The organism is Kitasatospora sp. NPDC056783 (assembly GCF_042789895.1).
Lineage (GTDB): Bacteria > Actinomycetota > Actinomycetes > Streptomycetales > Streptomycetaceae > Kitasatospora.
Map to the genome: position 1 here is coordinate 1 of NZ_JBHUAF010000025.1, position 17,805 is coordinate 17,805.

The 17,805-nt window shown below is 75.4% G+C and carries 18 protein-coding genes; 6 read left to right on the forward strand and 12 right to left on the reverse strand.

What is annotated here, in order from left to right:
• Positions 1–78 precede the first annotated feature (78 nt).
• The 4 genes from ACFRMQ_RS06515 to ACFRMQ_RS06530 all read right to left on the reverse strand — a co-directional run bounded on the left by ACFRMQ_RS06515 (position 79) and on the right by ACFRMQ_RS06530 (position 3,277).
• A complete protein-coding gene (locus ACFRMQ_RS06515; protein WP_380727600.1) occupies positions 79–834 on the reverse strand; it encodes a choice-of-anchor P family protein in 756 nt (251 codons plus the stop codon).
• A gap of 149 nt (positions 835–983) precedes the next feature.
• Positions 984–2,369: a glycosyltransferase family 2 protein gene (locus tag ACFRMQ_RS06520; protein ID WP_380727602.1), complete on the reverse strand. Its 1,386-nt coding sequence runs from the start codon at positions 2,367–2,369 to the stop codon at positions 984–986.
• Positions 2,366–2,983, reverse strand: a complete 618-nt coding sequence (locus tag ACFRMQ_RS06525) for an exosortase/archaeosortase family protein (protein ID WP_380727604.1) — start codon at positions 2,981–2,983, stop codon at positions 2,366–2,368. The genes ACFRMQ_RS06520 and ACFRMQ_RS06525 overlap by 4 nt, the downstream gene beginning before the upstream one ends.
• An 81-nt stretch (positions 2,984–3,064) precedes the next feature.
• A complete protein-coding gene (locus ACFRMQ_RS06530) occupies positions 3,065–3,277 on the reverse strand; it encodes a hypothetical protein (RefSeq protein ID WP_380727606.1) in 213 nt (70 codons plus the stop codon).
• A gap of 324 nt (positions 3,278–3,601) precedes the next feature.
• Here ACFRMQ_RS06530 and wecB point away from each other — a divergent pair, with 324 nt between their 5' ends.
• The 6 genes from wecB to ACFRMQ_RS06560 all read left to right on the forward strand — a co-directional run bounded on the left by wecB (position 3,602) and on the right by ACFRMQ_RS06560 (position 8,367).
• A complete protein-coding gene (wecB, locus tag ACFRMQ_RS06535) occupies positions 3,602–4,819 on the forward strand; it encodes a non-hydrolyzing UDP-N-acetylglucosamine 2-epimerase (protein WP_380727608.1) in 1,218 nt (405 codons plus the stop codon).
• A gap of 291 nt (positions 4,820–5,110) precedes the next feature.
• Positions 5,111–7,699, forward strand: coding sequence for a class III lanthionine synthetase LanKC (lanKC, locus tag ACFRMQ_RS06540; RefSeq protein ID WP_380727610.1), 2,589 nt, complete (start codon positions 5,111–5,113; stop codon positions 7,697–7,699).
• A 107-nt stretch (positions 7,700–7,806) separates the two neighbouring features.
• Positions 7,807–7,947 (forward strand): hypothetical protein, encoded by a 141-nt coding sequence (locus ACFRMQ_RS06545; RefSeq protein ID WP_380727612.1) that lies wholly within the window; start codon positions 7,807–7,809, stop codon positions 7,945–7,947.
• On the forward strand, positions 7,947–8,081 hold the full coding sequence (locus tag ACFRMQ_RS06550) for a hypothetical protein (protein WP_380727614.1): 135 nt from the start codon (positions 7,947–7,949) through the stop codon (positions 8,079–8,081). The genes ACFRMQ_RS06545 and ACFRMQ_RS06550 overlap by 1 nt, the downstream gene beginning before the upstream one ends.
• Positions 8,081–8,215, forward strand: coding sequence for a hypothetical protein (locus tag ACFRMQ_RS06555; protein WP_380727616.1), 135 nt, complete (start codon positions 8,081–8,083; stop codon positions 8,213–8,215). Before ACFRMQ_RS06550 ends, ACFRMQ_RS06555 begins: the two co-directional genes overlap by 1 nt.
• Entirely contained in the window at positions 8,215–8,367 is a 153-nt protein-coding gene (locus ACFRMQ_RS06560) for a hypothetical protein (protein ID WP_380695917.1), read from the forward strand. Before ACFRMQ_RS06555 ends, ACFRMQ_RS06560 begins: the two co-directional genes overlap by 1 nt.
• Before the next feature lie 62 nt (positions 8,368–8,429).
• Here ACFRMQ_RS06560 and ACFRMQ_RS06565 read toward each other — a convergent pair whose 3' ends face one another.
• The 8 genes from ACFRMQ_RS06565 to ACFRMQ_RS06600 all read right to left on the reverse strand — a co-directional run bounded on the left by ACFRMQ_RS06565 (position 8,430) and on the right by ACFRMQ_RS06600 (position 17,781).
• Positions 8,430–9,224, reverse strand: a complete 795-nt coding sequence (locus tag ACFRMQ_RS06565) for a metal-dependent hydrolase (protein WP_380727618.1) — start codon at positions 9,222–9,224, stop codon at positions 8,430–8,432.
• A gap of 197 nt (positions 9,225–9,421) precedes the next feature.
• A complete protein-coding gene (locus tag ACFRMQ_RS06570) occupies positions 9,422–10,243 on the reverse strand; it encodes a lipase family protein (RefSeq protein ID WP_380727620.1) in 822 nt (273 codons plus the stop codon).
• Positions 10,244–10,398: 155 nt separating this feature from the next.
• Positions 10,399–11,055 (reverse strand): LuxR C-terminal-related transcriptional regulator, encoded by a 657-nt coding sequence (locus tag ACFRMQ_RS06575; protein WP_380727622.1) that lies wholly within the window; start codon positions 11,053–11,055, stop codon positions 10,399–10,401.
• On the reverse strand, positions 11,019–12,335 hold the full coding sequence (locus ACFRMQ_RS06580) for a histidine kinase (protein WP_380727624.1): 1,317 nt from the start codon (positions 12,333–12,335) through the stop codon (positions 11,019–11,021). The genes ACFRMQ_RS06575 and ACFRMQ_RS06580 overlap by 37 nt, the downstream gene beginning before the upstream one ends.
• Positions 12,332–14,254: a hypothetical protein gene (locus tag ACFRMQ_RS06585; protein WP_380727626.1), complete on the reverse strand. Its 1,923-nt coding sequence runs from the start codon at positions 14,252–14,254 to the stop codon at positions 12,332–12,334. Before ACFRMQ_RS06585 ends, ACFRMQ_RS06580 begins: the two co-directional genes overlap by 4 nt.
• Positions 14,239–15,024 carry an ABC transporter ATP-binding protein gene (locus ACFRMQ_RS06590; protein WP_380727628.1) on the reverse strand — a complete coding sequence of 262 codons (786 nt, stop codon included), beginning with the start codon at positions 15,022–15,024 and terminating at the stop codon, positions 14,239–14,241. The genes ACFRMQ_RS06585 and ACFRMQ_RS06590 overlap by 16 nt, the downstream gene beginning before the upstream one ends.
• 165 nt (positions 15,025–15,189) lie before the next feature.
• Positions 15,190–15,780 (reverse strand): restriction endonuclease, encoded by a 591-nt coding sequence (locus ACFRMQ_RS06595; protein ID WP_380727630.1) that lies wholly within the window; start codon positions 15,778–15,780, stop codon positions 15,190–15,192.
• A 237-nt stretch (positions 15,781–16,017) separates the two neighbouring features.
• Entirely contained in the window at positions 16,018–17,781 is a 1,764-nt protein-coding gene (locus ACFRMQ_RS06600; RefSeq protein ID WP_380727632.1) for a multicopper oxidase family protein, read from the reverse strand.
• Positions 17,782–17,805 lie beyond the last annotated feature (24 nt).

The window sequence follows — 17,805 nt, forward strand, 5'->3', positions numbered from 1 at the left end:
CGGCCGCCCCGGTCCATGACGGCCCCGGGGCAGCCCCCGCCCGCCGTCCCGCGCGGCTCGCACCGGACGGACGGACCGTCAGGCGGCCGGTGTGGCGCCCTTGGTGGCGCGGCGGCGCAGGTGGACGGTGGCGAGGGCGCCGGCGACCACCGCGCCGCCGCCCACCCCGGCGACCGACGGGTCGATCATCGGGACCGAGGCCGCGGGCTCGGCCCCGCCGCACGAGGCGTGGCCGATGACCAGGTTGGCGCCGTTCAGCGACGGCAGCAGGGTGATGTGGACGGCGTTGACGGTCAGCACCCCGTTCGCGTCGGTGGTCTGCTCGTTGAGCACGATCGAGCCGACCAGCGGGATGCTGACCTTGGTGTTGGCGGGGGCGTTGGCCTGGAGGTTGGTCGGGAGGCCGGCGACGCTGACCGACCCGCCCGCGATCAGGCCGCTGCCGGTGGCCCCGGTCGGGGTGGCGGTGCAGGTCGAGTTGACGCCGGTCAGCGAGACCGAGGCGACACCGAGGTTGAGCCCCAGCTTGTCGACCGTCGCGGAGGCCGAGGAGGTGCCGGCCGCCGGGTCCCCGGCGGTGGTCGCGGTCAGCGTGGAGTCGGTGGCGACCGGCCCGATGTTGAGGCCGACCAGGGTCCGGGTGCCGCCGGCCGGGTAGGTCGACTCGGGTGACGGCGCGACGGCGACCATGCCGCCCAGGGCCTCCGTGGAGACGACGTAGGCGTCCGCGGCGGGGGCGGGCAGGGCGGCGTACGCCGGGGAGGCCACGGAGAGGGCCCCGAGGGCGGCGAGCGCGGTTCCGGCGAGGACGCGGTTGCGGGTACGAGTTCTCACGGGTTGGCCTTTCGGATGGGTCGCACGGCGGACAGGCGCGTCCGCGGCGCGGGGGCGGGGGCGGGAAAGGGTGGTGCGTCGACTCCGCCGACCGGCCGCGGCGTTCGGAGCGGCCGCGGCATCGCCGGTCGGGGAGAAGTCCTGGGCGCTCAGGCGGTGGCGGCCTCGGGCCCGGTGCCCGCCGGCGGCGCGGCGGGCCCCGGCGGCGGCGCGGCCGTGCGGGCCGTCTTGTGCCAGGCGCCCTTGCCCCGCACGATCCGCCAGAAGGCGCGGACCGCAACGAGGTAGGTGGTCGCGGCGTACACCGCGAGGGCGAGTCCGTAGCCGAGCGCGGCCCGGCGGCTGATCCCCGGCTCGCTGCGGCGCCGGTACAGCGGGCCCCAGAGGGCGAACTCGGCGACGCCCACGACCAGGTAGAACGCGATCAGCACCGCGCCGCCCTGGCGGAGGAAGTCGAGCACGAACGCGGGGTAGAAGACGGCGTTGTAGGCGAAGGCCGCGATCGGCACGGTGTAGACCACCAGGCCGACGACCTGGAGCCAGGGCTGGACCATGAAGTAGAGGACTTCCAGGAAGCCCGGCGTGCTGAACTCGCGGGAGCGCCAGACCCGGCGCAGGTACGGCGCGCACTGCATCGAGCCCTGCGCCCAGCGGACCCGCTGGGTGATCAACTGCCGGACGTTCCACAGGGCTTCCTGGTCCACCCAGGCGGTCGTGGTGTAGCCGTTGCGCCAGCCGGCCAGCATCATCCGCAGCCCGAGCTCGAAGTCCTCCAGCAGCGCCTTGCCCCACGGTTCGCCGCCGCCCCGGTCGATCGAGCGCAGCGCGCTGAGCCGGTTGGCCTGGCCGTTGCCGCCGACGTTGACGGTCCGGGTGAGCCGGCGGGTGATCTGGATCGCGGAGATCGGGCCGCGGAACTCGATGTCCTGCAAGCGGGCCAGCAGCCGGGCGAACCGGTTGGCCAGGCTCCCCCGGTGGGGCAGCGGCACGGCCACGTCGCGGTTGGACATCCGGACCTCGACCTGGACGGCGCCGATGTCCGGGTCGGCGAAGAAGGACGGACCGGCGAAGACCTCCAGCATCCCCGGGGAGGGCCGGCCGTCGGCGTCCACGACGGTCAGCACGACCCGGTCGGCGTCGGTGTCCTCGGGCAGCCAGGCCTCGAGCGCCCGGTAGGCGGCGTTCAGGGCGTCGCCCTTGCCGGTGCGGGCCCGCGGCAGCCGCCGGCTCACCAGGTGGACGGGGCGCCCCGCGTCCGCCCTGGACCGCACCACCTCGGCCGTCCGGTCCTCGCAGTGGTCGTCGACGACCCAGACGTGCGCCCGGGGGAAGCGCCGGTCGAGGTAGTCCAGGGTGGTGCCGATCACGGCCTCCTCGTCCCGGCAGGGTATGAGGAAGTGCCAGTCGAAGCGGTCCGGATCGCCGGTGGCGTCCGGGCGGGCCCGCAGGAAGCCGCGCACGATCACGGCGACGTAGGCGAGGAAGCCGATCCCCAGCACGAAGGACAGCGAGACGGACAGGTCGAGCAGGGTCACGGCGCACCGGCCTCCGTGTCGCGGGTGGACGTTCGAGTGGTCAGGAAGAGGAAGAGCAGCAGCGCGATCAGGCCGGCGGCCATCATCAGCAGCGAGCCGAACAGGACGTGGGTCCAGCCGAACCCCTCGTCGCCGTACCGGTGTTGCATGGCGACGATCAGCGTCAGCCGGCCCAGGTTGGCGGCGACGACGAGGCCGGCCGCCAGGACGAAGCCCAGCAGCACCCGGGTCGGCCGGCGGGTGCCGAACAGCAGCAGGACACCGGCCAGCAGGGCCAGCGGGGCGATCAGCAGAGCGCTGCCGCACCCGGTGCTCAGGGCGATCCCCCGCCCGAATCCGCCCGCGTCGCCGGCGTACAGCACCGGCGCGTCGGGGGATTCGAGCAGCAGGGTGCGCAGGCCGAGCCCGTGCGAGACGAGCCACCGGGCGGCGGCCATCTCGCGGAACCGGTAGGCCCGTTCACCGACGACCAGGAACCCGCACAGCCCCAGCAGCAGCGGCCCGGCCACTGCGGCGAGCACCCGGCCGGACAGCGGGGTGCGGCCGTGCCGGGACGGCGGCCGGCGGGCCGCCCCCGGCGGTCGGGCGGGTTGCGGGTGAGCATCTGCGGTCACGAGGAAACCCCTTGGGGGAACGGCGGGTCGGCGGAGTTCGGCGCGTCGGCGGCCGGCCTTCGGGGCGGCCGGCGGTCGCGGCTACCGGTCGTCGCGGTCGCGGCGGCCGGGCGCGTCCCGGCCCGGCGCGTCCCCGTCGGCCGCCAGCCGGCTGCGCCGCAGCAGCGCGACCCCCACCAGCACCAGGGCCGTGCCGGCCGCGGCGGCGATGCCGAGGCCGGGCGAGCCGGTCGAGGCCAGGACGCCGCCGCCGGCCGCCGTCGGGGGAAGGCCGCCGCCTATCGGTCCGTACATGGGTGGGTTCCTCTCGTTGCGACCGGGTTGTCCCGATCTTCGTGATCTGGAGCCGTATGTTGCTGGGCCGATCGGATGATCGGAAAGATGCGGCGCGCCCATTCGGGTGGAATTCACCCGTTTGCCGCAGTCACGCCAAATCGGCCCGGTGCGAACAGTCTTGATGGGGTGGCACACGAACCGACCCCCCGTCCCACCTGGGCCGATCCGAGCCTCCTAGGCCAAGTGGGTGACATCGGCCCGAGGTGTGGACATTTCTTTCGAATCCGCCCATATCGTCTGCTGTTACTTCCCCCGCCCCACCCCTCGCCCCATCGGAGCGCCATGTCCTCGACCGATGTCGCCCTGGTCCTCGGCACCCGGCCGGAGATCGTCAAACTCGCCGGAGTGGCCCGGCTCCTCGGCCCGCGGGCCCGCATCGTGTGGAGCGGCCAGCACTGGGACCCGGCCCTCACCACCACCTTCTTCACCCAGTACGGCCTCCCCCGCCCGCACCACCTGCTGACCGGCGTCGGCGGCGAGCCGCGCGGCCGGCAGATCGGCCGGATGGTCAGCGCCCTGAGCGACCACCTCGCGGCCCACCCGCCGGCCGCCGTCGTCGTCCAGGGCGACACCAACACCGCCGCCGCGGGCGCCCTCGCCGCGCACTGCGCCGGCATACCCGTCGTCCACGTCGAGGCCGGTCTGCGCTCCTTCGACCCCGACATGCCCGAGGAGGCCAACCGCCGACTGATCGCCCCGCTCGCCGACCTGCACTGCGCACCCACCGCGATCGCGGCGGCGCACCTGCTGCGCGAGGGCATCCGACCGGACCGGGTGGTGGTCACCGGCAACACCGTCGTCGAGGCGACCCTGGAGACCCTGCCGTCCGAGGCCGAGGCCCACCGCGTCATGGCCGGGCACGGCGTCACCCCCGGCGGTTACGTGCTCGCCACGATCCACCGGCCCGAGAACACCGACGACGCCGCCCGGCTCGCCCAGATCCTCGGCCAACTCGCCGCGCTGGAACTGCCGGTGCTGCTGCCGCTGCACCCCCGCACCCGGGCCGCCGTCGAGGCGTTCGGCCTACGCGGACCGGCCACCCGGCTGCGCCGGATCGAGCCGCTGGACCACCCCGGTTTCCTCGCCCTGGCCCGGCACTGCCGCCTGCTGGTCTCGGACTCCGGCGGGGTCCAGGAGGAGTGCACGGTGCTCAAGCGCCCGCTCGTGGTGGTGCGCAACTCCACCGAGCGCCCCGAGGCCATCCAGGCCGGCTTCGCCCGGCTCGCCCGGCCCGGCCACGAACTCGCCCGCGCGCTGCGGGAGTTGCTGGCCGACGAGACCCTCACCGAGCGGCTCGGCCGGCTCCCCTCCCCCTACGGCACCGGACGGGCGAGCGCCGAGATCGTCGCCGCGGTCCGCGGCCGCTACCTCGGACCCGAGCGGGCCCCCGTGCCGGCCCCCGTCCCGGCCTCCGTACCCGCCGTCGTACCGGCCGTCCAGCGGCTCACCGCGAAGGCCGGCCACCAGGTCACCACGGCGGCGGCCCACCCCGGACGCTGACCCCGGCCCGGCCCGGCACCCCCGATCCGCCCGCAAGCTGCCTGGCAGGAAGGTGGCGGATCGGACCCGTCGACCCGGGGCGACCCGGCTGGCAGGGTCTGTCGCAGCCCGCAACCGGCGGGATCCACTGCTCCCGGGGGGTTCCCTTGACGACGACATCCGACGCCCGGACGACCACCGGGCCGGACGCCGACGGGTGCCGCCCGCAGCCCTTCCACCCGCGGCCCTCCGAGTCGCCGGCCCTCCCGCGGCGGCCCCGCCGGTCGCGGACCGCGGGCTGAGGCGGGCACCGTGGACGACCGCTACGAGCGCCACTGCCTCGCCGACCCGCTGTTCTACGACGACCCGGCCCGCGCCGAACGCCCGGACGACCGGTTCGCCGCCGCCACCACCCCGCTGCCGCCCGGCTGGCAGCGCCACGAGCACGGCCCCTGGGTGCACGTCAGGCCCCCGCGCCCGCGGCTGCCCGAGCAGGGCTGGAAGGTGCACGTCTCGGCGACCCCGGACGAGGCCGAGCGGGTGATCGACCAGGTCCTGGCGTACTGCCTGGAGCACGAGCTGACCTGGAAGTTCCTGCGCGGCCGGGCCACCGTGCACATGCTGAACAGCAAGTACGCCGACCGCCGTTCCAGCGGCAAGCTGATCACGCTCTACCCCGAGGACGACGCCCGGCTGACCCAGGTGCTCGACGAACTGTCGGACCTGCTCAAGGGCGTCCCCGGCCCGTACGTGCTGAGCGACCTGCGCTACCGGGAGGGCCCGCTCTACCTGCGCTTCGGCTCGTTCAGCGAGCGCTACTGCACCGACGAGCACGGCCGGCGGGTGCCCGCCATGAGCGGGCCGGACGGCGAACTCGTCCCGGACGTCCGGGGCACCGTCTTCGCGGTGCCGGACTGGGCACCGGTGCCGGAGGTCGTCAAGGCCCAACTGGCCGCCGACGCCGAGCGGGAGGCCGCGGAGACGGCGGAGGACTTCCCGTTCGAGGTCACCAAGGCGCTGCACTTCTCCAACGGCGGCGGCGTCTACCTGGCCACCGACCGGCGCGACGGCCGGCAGGTCGTGCTGCGCGAGGCCCGCCCGCACGCCGGCCTGGACCACGCCGACCGGGACGCCGTGCAGCGGCTGCTGAGCGAGCGCCGGGTGCTGGAGGCGCTGGCCGGACTGGACTGCGTACCCGCGCTCCACGAGTACCGGCAGGTCTGGGAGCACCACTACCTGGTCGAGGAGTACATCGAGGGCGAGCGGCTGGAGGAGGTCTTCACCCGCACCTGTCCGCTCGCCCACCCCGACCCGGACGAGGCCGAGCTGGCCCGGTACACCACCTGGGCGCTCGACGTGGTCGAGCAGGTCACCGGCATGCTGGCGGCGCTGCACGAGCGCGGGCTCGTCTTCGGCGACCTCCACCCCAACAACGTACTGATCCGGCCGGACGGGCGGTGCGCGCTGGTCGACTTCGAGATCTCCTTCCCGGTCGACGACGCCACCGCGCCACCGCTGGGCGCGCCCGGCTTCGTCTCGCCCGCCGCCCGGCGCGGCACCGCGGTGGACGCGTACGCCCTCGCCGCGCTGCGGCTCTACCTCTTCCTGCCGGTGAACCACCTGCTCGCGCTGGACTCCGGCAAGGCCGAGCTGGCCGCACGGGAGATCTCCGCGCGCTACCCCGTCGCCCCCGGCTTCGGGGCCGAGGTCGCCCAGGCGCTGCACCGGGCGGCCGGCGGGAAGCTGCCGCCCGGCGCCACCGAGCGCCGCCCCGGGGCGGCCGACGGCCCGGCACCGTCGCGACCGGCCTGGCCGCAGGCACCGGCGGCGGACACCGAGGCCTGGCGCCCGGTCCTGGACTCGCTGGCCGCGGGCATCCTGGCGACGGCCACCCCGGAGCGCGCCGACCGTCTCTTCCCCGGGGACGTCGAACAGTTCGGGCCGACCCACAACGGCCTGGGCCTCGCCCACGGGGCGGCCGGCGTGCTGTACGCCCTGGGGGCCTGCGGCCGGCCCGCCCCCGCCGGGCACACCGACTGGCTGATCACCCGCACCGGCGCCACACCCGACCTGCCGACCGGGCTGTACGACGGACTGACCGGCATCGCCTGGACGCTGGCCCGCCTCGGCGCCCCGGACGCGGCCGGCGCACTGGTCGAGCGGCTGCTCGCCGCCGAGCTTCCGCTCGACCCGGGGCTCGGTTCCGGACGCGCCGGCATCGCGCTCGGCCTGCTCGACCTGGCCGGCCCGCTCGGCTGGGACCACCTGGCCGAGCAGGCCCTGGAACTCGGGCACGAGCTGGCCCGGGAGGAGCGCGCGCCGCTGCTGCGCGGCCTGCTGGACGGCTGGAGCGGGCAGGCCGCGCTGTTCCTGCGGCTGCACGGGCACACCGGAGGGAGCGAGTGGCTGACGGCCGCCGAGGCGGCGCTCGGCCGCGAGCTGGACGAGGCGGACATCACCGACGGGATGCTCTTCCTGCCCGAGGACCGTTTCCGCCGCAAGCTGCCGTACCTGGCCGCGGGCGGCGTGGGCACCGCGGGCCTGATCGCCGAACTGGCCCGGCGCACCGGCCCCGACCGGCTGCCCGAGCGCTTCGCCGAGGCCCTGGCGGCCGCCGACCGTGCCTGCCTGCCGGACCTGATCGCCGCGGCCGGCCTGTTCGAGGGCCGGGCCGGGCTGCTGCTGCACCAGCTGCGGACCGGGAACCCGGCGGCGGCCGACCGCCATCTGCGGCTGCTGGAGTGGCACGTGATGGACCATCGCGGCCACCTGGCCTTCCCGGGCCGCCGCTCGCTGCGGCTCTCGACGGACCTGGCCACCGGCGCGGCCGGAGTGCTGACCACCCTGCACGAGGCGGTGCTCGGCCCGGTGCCGCTGCCCGGCATCACGGACCTCGCCTGACACCCGCCGGACTCTCCCGGCACCACGGACTTCCCCGGCCCCGAGCCGGGGGAAGGACGACGGCCGCCACCCGGTGGCCGCGCCCACCTCACCGAAAGGAACGGACCATGTCGAAGATCCTGGCCCTCCAGGGGCTGGAGACCGAGACCGGCGCCTCGGCCTACACCACCATCCTGCCGCCCAGCCACACCAGCAGCGCCCTGCACATGCGCTTCGAGGCCCCCGTCGCGGACGAGACGGCCCGCTGATGTCGAAGATCCTGGCCCTCCAGGCCCTCGAGACCGAGACCGGCGCCTCGGCCGCGGTCCCGTACAGCTTCTGGAGCAGCACCATGCACGACGTCTACGACGCTCCCGTCCCGACCGAGAAGGCGGCCCACTGATGTCCAAGATCCTGGCCCTCCAGGGGATCGAGACCGAGACCGGCTCCCCGGCCGCGGCCCCGTTCAGCTACTGGAGCAGCGACGTGCACTACATCTACGACGCTCCCGTCCCGACCGAGAAGGCGGCCCGCTGATGTCCAAGATCCTGGCCCTCCAGGCCCTCGAGACCGAGACCGGCGCCTCGGCGTACACCAACACCATCGAGCTGCCGCCCAGCCACTGGAGCGGCGCCGCGCACCTGCGCTTCGACGCGCCGGTGGCCGGTCCGGTCGAGACCGAGAAGTAACCGCCGGTCGGCGGAGCGGCTGCCCGTCGGGTCCACCCCCGGCGGGCAGCCGGTACTTCGCCTCAGCCGAAGAAGCCGAGCGCCCCCGCCGCGCAGACGCCTCCGACGCCCATGAAGACCGGCGTCAGCACCTTGACCTCCACCCGGCTGCCGGCCCGGAACCGCAGGCCCTTCGGCGGCCCGACCGGGTACCAGCGCCTGCGTCCGACCGGGATCGGCCACAGCACCGGGCAGCCCGAGACGGTCAGCGCGTCGCCCAGGCAGTGCACCAGCGCGCCGAGCCCGATCGGCAGCCCGATCCACAGGTACTGCTGCCCGGGCTCCTCGAACAGCCACTGCGAGCCGTTGCCGGGCTTGTCGAGGACCTCGGCGAGCATCCAGGCGCTGGTCGCCCCGAGCAGCCACACCAGGACGTCGCTGGAGACCCGGGCGTGCCGCCACAGCAGCCCCTCGATCGCCAGCACCATGTGCACGAACAGCACCACCAGCACGCCCCAGCGGCCCCCGTACACGGCCACCGCCGCGGCGCCCGCCCCGCACAGCACCGCCCAGAGCCAGGTGTGCGTCAGCGTCCGGTGGCCGCCCGAGCGGCGCGGGTCGCCCTTGCCCCGGGTGGCCTTGTAGACGGCGTGGGAGAGGTTGTCGATCACCTCGCAGGCGATCCGGGACAGCGGCCCGAACGCCCGGGATATCGTCGCCGCCTTGTGGTCCAGGTCCGGCGCCAGGGCCGCCCCCGCGCAGATCAGCGTGCCCGCGAGCAGGACCGGCCAGGGCATCGGCTCCCCCAGCCCGGCCGCCGCGGCACCGACCCCCAGCCACGCGGCCGCACCCGACAGCGAATGCGCCGGTCCCATCATGTCCGTACACCACCGATCCTCATCAGTCCTGCCCTCCCCGTGAGGACCTGACATCACGGCAGCCTATCCGTCCATGATCACCGGGCCGGTTCCCCGCCTTCCCCCCGCCCGTCCCCGGCCCGTCCACCCCGCCCGTCCCCCGGCCCCGGACACGACGGCGCGCCCGGCCGGAACCGGGCGCGCCGCGGCCGCCCCGTTCAGGCCAGACTCTTCTCCAGCGCCGCCAGGTAGCTCCGCATCAGGTGGTCGCGGATGCCCTCTCCGTCCGGCGAGAACGCCGCGGCGCCCAGCCCCTTGGCCCGGTCGGTCAGCCCGGCGACCAGCCCGGTCTTCTCCTCGATCCGGCCCGCGTCGTCGATGTGGCGCAGCGCCTGGACGTGGGTGAAGGCGGGCTCCGGCGGCAGCTCGGGCACGATGTCGTTGCCGTGGACGAAGCGGAAGGTGCGCCCCTTCAGCGCCTTGTCGTACGCGGCGGCGAGCAGCCGGTCACAGGTCCGGGGCTGCCCGAAGGTGTAGACGCCGTCGGCCGCCAGGCGCGGGTCCTCCAGGTCGAGGCGGGCGGCGACCAGCATGGCGAGGGCGCCGCCGAGGCTGTGGCCGGTGAACCACACGGTCTGGTCGTTGCTCCGCAGGTCGGAGATGGCCTTGGCGACGTCCGGGAAGACCGATTCGAGGGCCTCGGCGAAGCCGTAGTGCACGAAGCCCGTCCGGGCGGGCCCCGGCCAGGGCGGGGTGGTGGCGTCGGTGAGCCAGTCGCGGAGCTGTGCGGGCTCGGTGCCCCGGAAGGCGGTGACGATCATGTCGTCGCCGGCCATGGTGTAGGCCTGGGTGTCCTGGAGCGGGAACGGCGGGGTGAAGCGCGTCTGGTGGTGGCGCACGGTGTCGAAGCCCCAGGCGCGGGCCTGCTCGTCGATGGTCGCCCCGTCCTGGTAGGCGAGCTCGGAGGCCTTCGCCAGCCAGTAGGCGTGCGGAAGGCTGTAGCCGGTGACGTGCTGGTCGAAGGTGGTGGGGACGGCCACGGGGGCGCTCCTGTCGGGTCGACGGTCGGGACGGCGGGTCCCCCCCACGCCCACCGCCGGCGGCTCACCGTCACGGTACGGTGACCGGATGTGACGCTACTCCGCCCGCCGTTCGCGGGCGACCGGGCCGGTGCCCGCCGCGCCGCCCGGTCCGCTCAGCCCGCCCGCGTCCCGTCCAGGTAGGCGAGCACCGCGAGCACCCGGCGGTTGTCGTCGTCCGAGGCCCCCAGGCCCAGCTTCCCGAAGATGCCGGAGGTGTGCTTGCTGACCGCCCCCTCGCTGAAGCGCAGCCGCTGGGCGATCGCCGCGTTGGAGCGGCCCTCGGCCATCATCGCGAGGACCTCGCGCTCCCTCGGGGTGAGCAGGGCGAGCGGCTCGTCGTAGGCGTTGCGGGCCAGCAGCCGGGCGATGACCTGGGGGTCCATCACGGTGCCGCCGGCGGCGACGGTGTGGACGGCGTCGACGAACTGGTCGGCCTTGGAGACGCGGTCCTTGAGCAGGTAGCCGACGCCGCCGGTGCCGTCGGCGATCAGCTCCCGGGCGTAGAGCTGTTCGACGTGCTGGGAGAGGACCAGGACGGGCAGGCCGGGCTGTTCGCGGCGGGCGGCGAGCGCGGCCTGGAGGCCCTCGTCGGAGTAGGTGGGCGGCAGCCGGACGTCGACCACCGCGATGTCCGGGCGGTGTTCGGTGAGCGCGGCGGCCAGTTCGGGGCCGCTCTCCACCGCGGCGACGATCTCGTGCCCGTGGGCGCCGAGCAGCAGGGCGAGGCCGTCCCTCAGCAGGACGAGGTCCTCGGCGAGGACAACGCGCACGGTAGCTCCATGATCAGCCGGGTCGGACCCCCCGGGGGGCTGGTCAGCGTGAGCGTACCGTCGAAGGCGGCCAGCCTGCGCCGGATGCCCCGCAGGCCGCTGCCCCGGGCGGGGTCGGCGCCGCCGCGGCCGTCGTCGGTGACCTCGGCGCGCAGCAGTCCGGCGGCGTGGGCGAGGTGCACCGTGGCGTGCCGGGCGTCGCCGTGCTTGACGGCGTTGGTGAGCGCCTCGCTGACGGCGAAGTAGACCGCCGACTCCACCGGCGCCTCCGCCCGCCCGGGCAGTTCGGTCCGGACCTCGACCTTCAGCGGGACGTCCAGCGCCAGCGCCCGCACCCCTTCGGCGAGGCCTCGTTCGGCGAGCACCGGCGGGTGGATCCCGCGCACCAGGTCACGCAGTTCCTGGAGGGCCTGGGTGACGTTGTCCTGGGCGTCCGTCACCACCCGCTTCGCCTGTTCCGGGTCGTGGTCGATCAGCGCCGCGACGGCGCCCAGGCGCAGGCTCACCGCGACCAGCCGGGCCTGCGCGCCGTCGTGCAGGTCCCGTTCGATCCGGCGCAGTTCGGCGGCCTGGGCCTCGGTGGCGTCCAGCCGGATCTCGGTGAGCTGCTCGACCCGCCGGGCCAGCCGGGCGCGCTCGGTGGGGCCGAGCAGGAGGCGGGTCCACCGGCCGTGCAGGCGCAGCGCGGGCCGGGCGAGGGCGAGGCCGCCCGCGACCAGGGCCAGGCCGGACAGCGGGGCGAGGGCGCCGGCCGACGGGAGGAGGTCGTAGCCGGGGCCGGGCGCCGGCAGCAGGGGCTGGGCGAGCCCGTACAGGCCGTAGCCGACCGCCAGCGGGGGCGCGGCGGCGATGCCTCCGCCGACCAGCGGGTCGGTGACGGCCCACAGGATGTCGCGCCAGGTCGCCGGGTCGTTCCAGATCCAGCGGAGGTTGCGGGCCGCGCGCGCGAACCACTGGTTCTTGTGGTAGTCGTGACCGGTCCAGAACCAGCCGTGCGGGGTGCGCTCCAGCCCGGGGCGCGGCCGGTAGGGCGACGGCACGGGCACCTGCGACCACTGCCCGGCCACCCGGCGGGCGGCCTCGGCCGCGCGGCGGAGCAGCCGGACGGCCAGCAGGGCGAACGGGAACAGTCCGAGGCCGCACCAGAGCACGGCAGCGAGCAGCACGAGCGCGCCCAGCGCCGCCCCGGCCGGTACCAGCAGGGTGAGGACGGCGAGGCGCCCGAGCGCCCGCGCGGCCGGGCACGACGCTCGGACGCCCGGGGACTGCGGGCTGCTCACGGGACCTCCGGTTCCAGGGGATCGACGGACGCGACGGCCTCGACGGACGCCTCGGACGCCACGGCAGGCACGGCAGGCACGGCCCCCCGGTTCAGCCGGTGCGCCGCGACCAGCAGCCCCGCCCCGAGCAGGATGAACCCGCCCGCCGCCGGCGCCCGCCAGCCCGGGGGAAGGTACATGGCCGCGAACCAGCTCCGGTTGGCCGGCAGGAAGAACGCCATGGTCATCGCCACCGCGCCCTGCGGGGCGACGCCCAGTATCCCCGCCGTGGTCAGCAGTCCGACCGCCGCGGCGCGGCCGGCCGGCAGCCGGTCCGGGCCGTCCCGCTCCGCCGGGGCCCGCCGGGCGCCCTTGCGCAGGGCGTCGAGCAGTTCCGGCCCGTGTGCCTCCAGCCGTCGCCGGGCCGCCCGGCCGAGCCACCACGCGTACAGCCACCCGGTGCCGAGGCCCGCCGCCACCCCGGCCCAGCGCAGCGGCGCGCTGGGCAGCAGGGTGCCGGCCAGGACGACGCCGACGGCGGGCAGCGCGGCGAGGAGCTGGAGCAGCAGGACGGCCAAGCCCTGCATCCGGCCCTGGTCGGCGCTCTCGTCGCCGAGGGCGTCCAGCGGGTTTCCGCCGGGCCGGTCCGGTGCGGGCGCCGGGCCGAGCAGGGACATCAGCGGCACCAGTCCGGCGCCGGCGCCGAGGACGGCGGGCAGGGCGGCGAGCAGCCAGGGCCAGGCCCGCCCGGGCGGGACTGCGGCGCTCGCCGCGAGGGTGAGCAGCAGCGCGGCGGGGCCCACGACGGCCAGCCAGGCCAGCTGTCGGGCCCGGACGTCGACCCGTTCGGCGCCGGGGACGACCATGGTCAGCCAGAGCGCTCCGGCGTCCAGGCCGTACAGGTTGGCGCCCAGCGAGCCGGCGAACAGCGCGGCGACCACACCGGTCCACGGCACCAGGACGTCGAAGCCGCCGAGCAGCGGGAGCAGGCCGGTGAACACGCCGGTCCACAGCGCGGCCCGCAGGGCGCGGGCCCGGCGCGGGTCGCGCGTCCACAGCCGCAGTTCCTTGCCGAGGACGGCCCCGGCGGGGGTGTCGGGCACGGCCTTCAGCAGGATGGCACTGCTGGAGCCCCGCAGGGCGGCCGGGCGGCCCCCGGCGGTGCCGTGCGCCAAGTGCCGGGCGAGCAGGGCGGTCCAGGCGGCGAACAGCAGCGCGCAGAGGGCGAGCAGTCCGCCGAGGCACGCCGTGACCAGCGCCCAGTCGCCGCGCCGGGCGGCGCCGACCGCGACCACCGACCAGCCCGAGGGCAGCACCCGTACGGCGGTGCCGACGCCGCCGGCCCACTCGCCGGTGAGCAGCCGTACGAAGAAGCCGATCGCGAACCAGCCGGTGTTGAGGAAGCCGATGACCAGGCCGAGCAGCAGCGCGGCCAGCTCCCAGCCGAGGCGCGAGCGGGTCGCGCCGCCGAGGACGCTCAGGGTGAGCTTGGACAGCACCACGACGAGCAGCAGGTGCAGCAGCAGCGCGGGCACGGCGACCAGGGCGGGCAGCGGCCCCAGCCCGGCGCCGAAGACCGGCAGCACGGCGAGGGCGACCAGGCTGACCAGCGGGGCGACACCGACGAAGGAGGCGCCGAGCAGTCCGAGGGCGAGGGTGCGGGGGCGCCGCGGCACCAGGGTGACGTAGTCGAGGCGCAGGGTCGGGTCGCCGCCGGTGACGGTCGGGCCGAGCGCCCAGCCGGCCGTCCAGACCAGCAGCACGGCGGCGATCACGCCGACCCCGGCCTCGGGGGTGGCGAAGTCCGCCAGGCCGAGCAGCGCGGTGCCGACGGCCGCGAGGAGGCCGGTGACGGCCCCGAGGATCAGGCTCGCGGCCCGGGGGCCGGACATCGACCGCCGCAGGACGGCCAGTTTCATCCCGGTCAGGACGCCAACCACGACAGCCCCTCCGCTCCCCCGGTCCGGGCGCCGACCAGTTCGACGAAGGCCTCCTCCAGGCCGCGTCCGGCGCGGACCTCGTCGACCGGTCCGGCCGCCAGCACCCGGCCGGAGGCGATCACACCGACGTGGTCGCAGAACTGCTCGACCAGGGCCATCACGTGACTGGACAGCACCAGCGACCCGCCGGAGGCGACGAAGCGCCGCAGGATGACCCGGATGGTCGCGGCGGACAGCGGGTCGACGGCCTCGAAGGGCTCGTCCAGGACCAGCAGCCGGGGGGCGTGCAGCAGGGCGGTGGCCAGGCCGATCTTCTTGCGCATCCCGGTGGAGTAGTCGATGACGGGGGTGTGCTCGGCCCCGTCCAGCTCCAGCACGGCGAGCAGTTCCTCGGCCCGGGCGTCCGCGGTGGCGGCCGGCAGACCGCGCAACCGGCCCAGGTAGTGCAGCAGTTCGCGCCCGGTCAGCCGCTCGGGCAGCATCATGCCGTCGGGCAGCACCCCGACCAGCGCCTTGGCCCGCACCGGGTCGCTCCACACGTCCACCCCGAGGATCTCGGAGCTCCCGGCGTCCGGCCGCAGCAGCCCGACGGCCATCGACAGCGCGGTGGTCTTCCCCGCGCCGTTGGGCCCCACCAGCCCGTAGCGGGACCCGCGCGGCACCACCAGGTCCACCCCGTCCACCGCGGTGTGCGACCCGAACCGCTTGCGCAGTCCCGACAGCCGCAGTGCCGGGGCCTCCTGCCCCGTCCGCGCCGTGCTTCCCGGCACCTCGTCCTCCCCGCGTCGTCACGGCCGCCCGGCTCCGGGCGGCTCGTGCTCGACACTAGGAACGACGGGAGGCCGGCGGAATCCAGCTGCGCCCCCGGCGGGGGGTGGGTCCAGGCCCACCCCCCGGGTCCAGGGCCTCAGGCCCCCGGTCTCAGGTCCCCGGTCTCAGGCCCAGGGCGGCTTGCCCCGCCCGTCCGCCCACAGGGCGAGCGCGCGCCGGTCGACGGCGCGGATGCCGACCCGGCCGCAGAACTCGGCGGCGGCCTTGGTGAAGGAACTGGTCGTCACCACGGCGGCCAGGTCGCAGCGGTGTATGTCGCGGTAGGTGCCGTTCACGGTCTGGACGTCCCGGGAGCCGACGAAGGTCCGCGGCCCGTAGCGCTTCGCCTGGATGAGGATCCGCTGCCCGGTGGGGGTGGTGGCCAGCACGTCCGCCGCGAGGTCGCCGGACCCGCCGACCACCGTCACCGCCGTGCAGCCGTCCCGGCGGCACAGGTCCGCCAGCGCGTGCTCGAAGGCCTTCGGGGTCATCGACAGGAACGGGCCGATGTGCCGCAGTCCGGCGGTCCGCGCGTCCAGCTCCCGCTGCCTGGTCCGCACCCGCGCGCGCCGCACGACGACCCCGGCGCCCGCGCCGACGGCCAGCAACGCGGCGAGCGGCAGCAGGTGGTGGGCCGCCCACTGGAGCACCAGCAGGACCAGGACGAGCGCGGCCAGGACGGCCGCACCCGCCACCGCCGGGTGGCGTCTGGCCACCCGCCGCGCCACACGGACGGCGATCGGCCGGCGTCGCCGGACGGGCTTCCGGGCCACAGCATTCCCCCTCGCACCACGGTGTCCGGACGAGCCTAGGGCCGGCCGCCTCCCGTGCGCCCGCGATCCACCGAACTCCACCTGCCGGGTCGCCGAGTTGACCGGATACCGGCGGCCGGGGGCCGAACCCCCCGCGCGCGGCCGCCGGACCGATTCTCCTGGAACTTCCCGCGGCCCGGCTCAGCGCCCGACCGGAAGCACCCGCCCCGGCTTCCCGTCCTGACCGTCCCGACCGTCCCGACCTGGCCGCCCGGCCTGCCCCGACGGCCCGGGGCGGTGCCCATGGTGCCCCGAGCCCGGCGAGCCCGACTCCGGCCGCCGCGGCTCGACGTAGTCGATCAGCTGCATCATCCCGAGGTCCTCGTGCTGGAGCTGGTGGCAGTGCAGCACGGTGCGGCCGGTGAAGTCCTCGTACTTCACCAGGAAGGTGAAGGTGTCGCCCGGCCGCCCGCCGGCCAGGCTGACGGTGTCGTGCCACACCGGGGGGTCGAGCCGTTCGCCGTTGCGGTGGGTGACGAGGAAGTGGTTGGTGTGCAGGTGGAAGGAGTGGTGGAAGACCGGCCGGTCGTCGTCGGTGCGGACGGTCCACCGCTGGACGGTGTCGAGCGCCAGGGTGTGGTTGACGTAGTCCGGGTCGAACAGGCCGTAGGCCGGGTCGACGGCGAGGTCGCCGTCGGGGTCGGCCGCGGGGGTCGGGTTGCTGCCGAGGACGCGGTAGGCGTTGGGGAACGGCCTGGCGAAGACGCCCCCGTCGACGTGGAAGACCACGCTGCGCTCGTCGTCGGGGTCGGTGACGTCGTCCGCGTCGAGGAACGGCTTGCCCTGCGGCAGCCGGTCCGGCAGCCCCATCGGCGGGGAGACGGCCTCCCCCGAGACCTCGACCGTCATCAGCGGCCCGGACACCCCGTCGGCCCGCAGCTCGTACGTCCCGGGGTCACCGCCGAGGACCAGCACGTCGGCGCGGTTGCCGGGGGCCATGACCAGTGTCCCGGTGGCGACCGGCGCGGGGAAGGTGATGCCGTCCTGGGCGATCTGGTACAGCGTCACGTCGTCGTCGCCGTCGGTCAGGTGGAGCGGAAGCGTGGTGAACGCGAGCGCCCCCACCAGCCGCCAGCGCTGGACCTCGCCCGGGCGCAGCACCAGGGTGGGGTTGACCTCTCCGTTGACGGTGAAGGTCGGCGCGACGGCGGCGAACGTGTCGCCGGCCGTGAACTCGGGGACCTTCCCCTTCTTGAGCCGGAGTTCGTTGATGCACACGACCACGTCGGCGGCGGCCGCGATCTCCGGCACCTCGTCGACGTCGCCCTCGACGATGATGACCCCGGCCATCCCCCCGGCGATCTGCTCGGCGGTGGACCCGTGCACGTGCGGGTGGTACCAGTAGGTGCCGGCCGGGTGGCCGTCCGGAATCCCGACGGTGGTCAGGTACTCCGGTTCCGGGGCGCCGGCCTCGACCTCGTCCGCGGTGCGCGGCCGGAACTCGCGCAGGATGTTGTCCGCGTTCCCGGACGGGGAGACGTGCAGGCCGTGGGTGTGCAGGTTGAAGGTGTTCTGGTGGTGCGGGCGGTTGTGGGGGCCGCGGTAGGGGCGGTCGGGCGGCAGGCCGTTGATCTGCCGCAGCCGCAGGGTGTCCCCGGCGCGCACCCGCAGGGTCGGCCCGGGGATGGTCCCGTTGTAGGTGCGGGTGGTGGCCGTCCCGTAGCCCGGGATGTCGGTGTCCGTGAACCGCACGTCGAGCGTCTGTTCGAGCACCGCCCTCGGCCTGCCGGCGGCCGTCTGCGCCGTCCCGGCGGCCGCCCGCGGGCTCCGGACGACCGGCTGCGGGAAGGCGGCCGCCGCCGCGGCCGGGGGAAGGGCGAGGATGCCGTCGGAGGCGGCCACGAGGGCGGCCGCGGGGAGGGCCTTGAGCAGTGTCCGACGACTGATTCCGACATTTTCTCTCATAACCGGGCAATTTAGGTCGGCTTG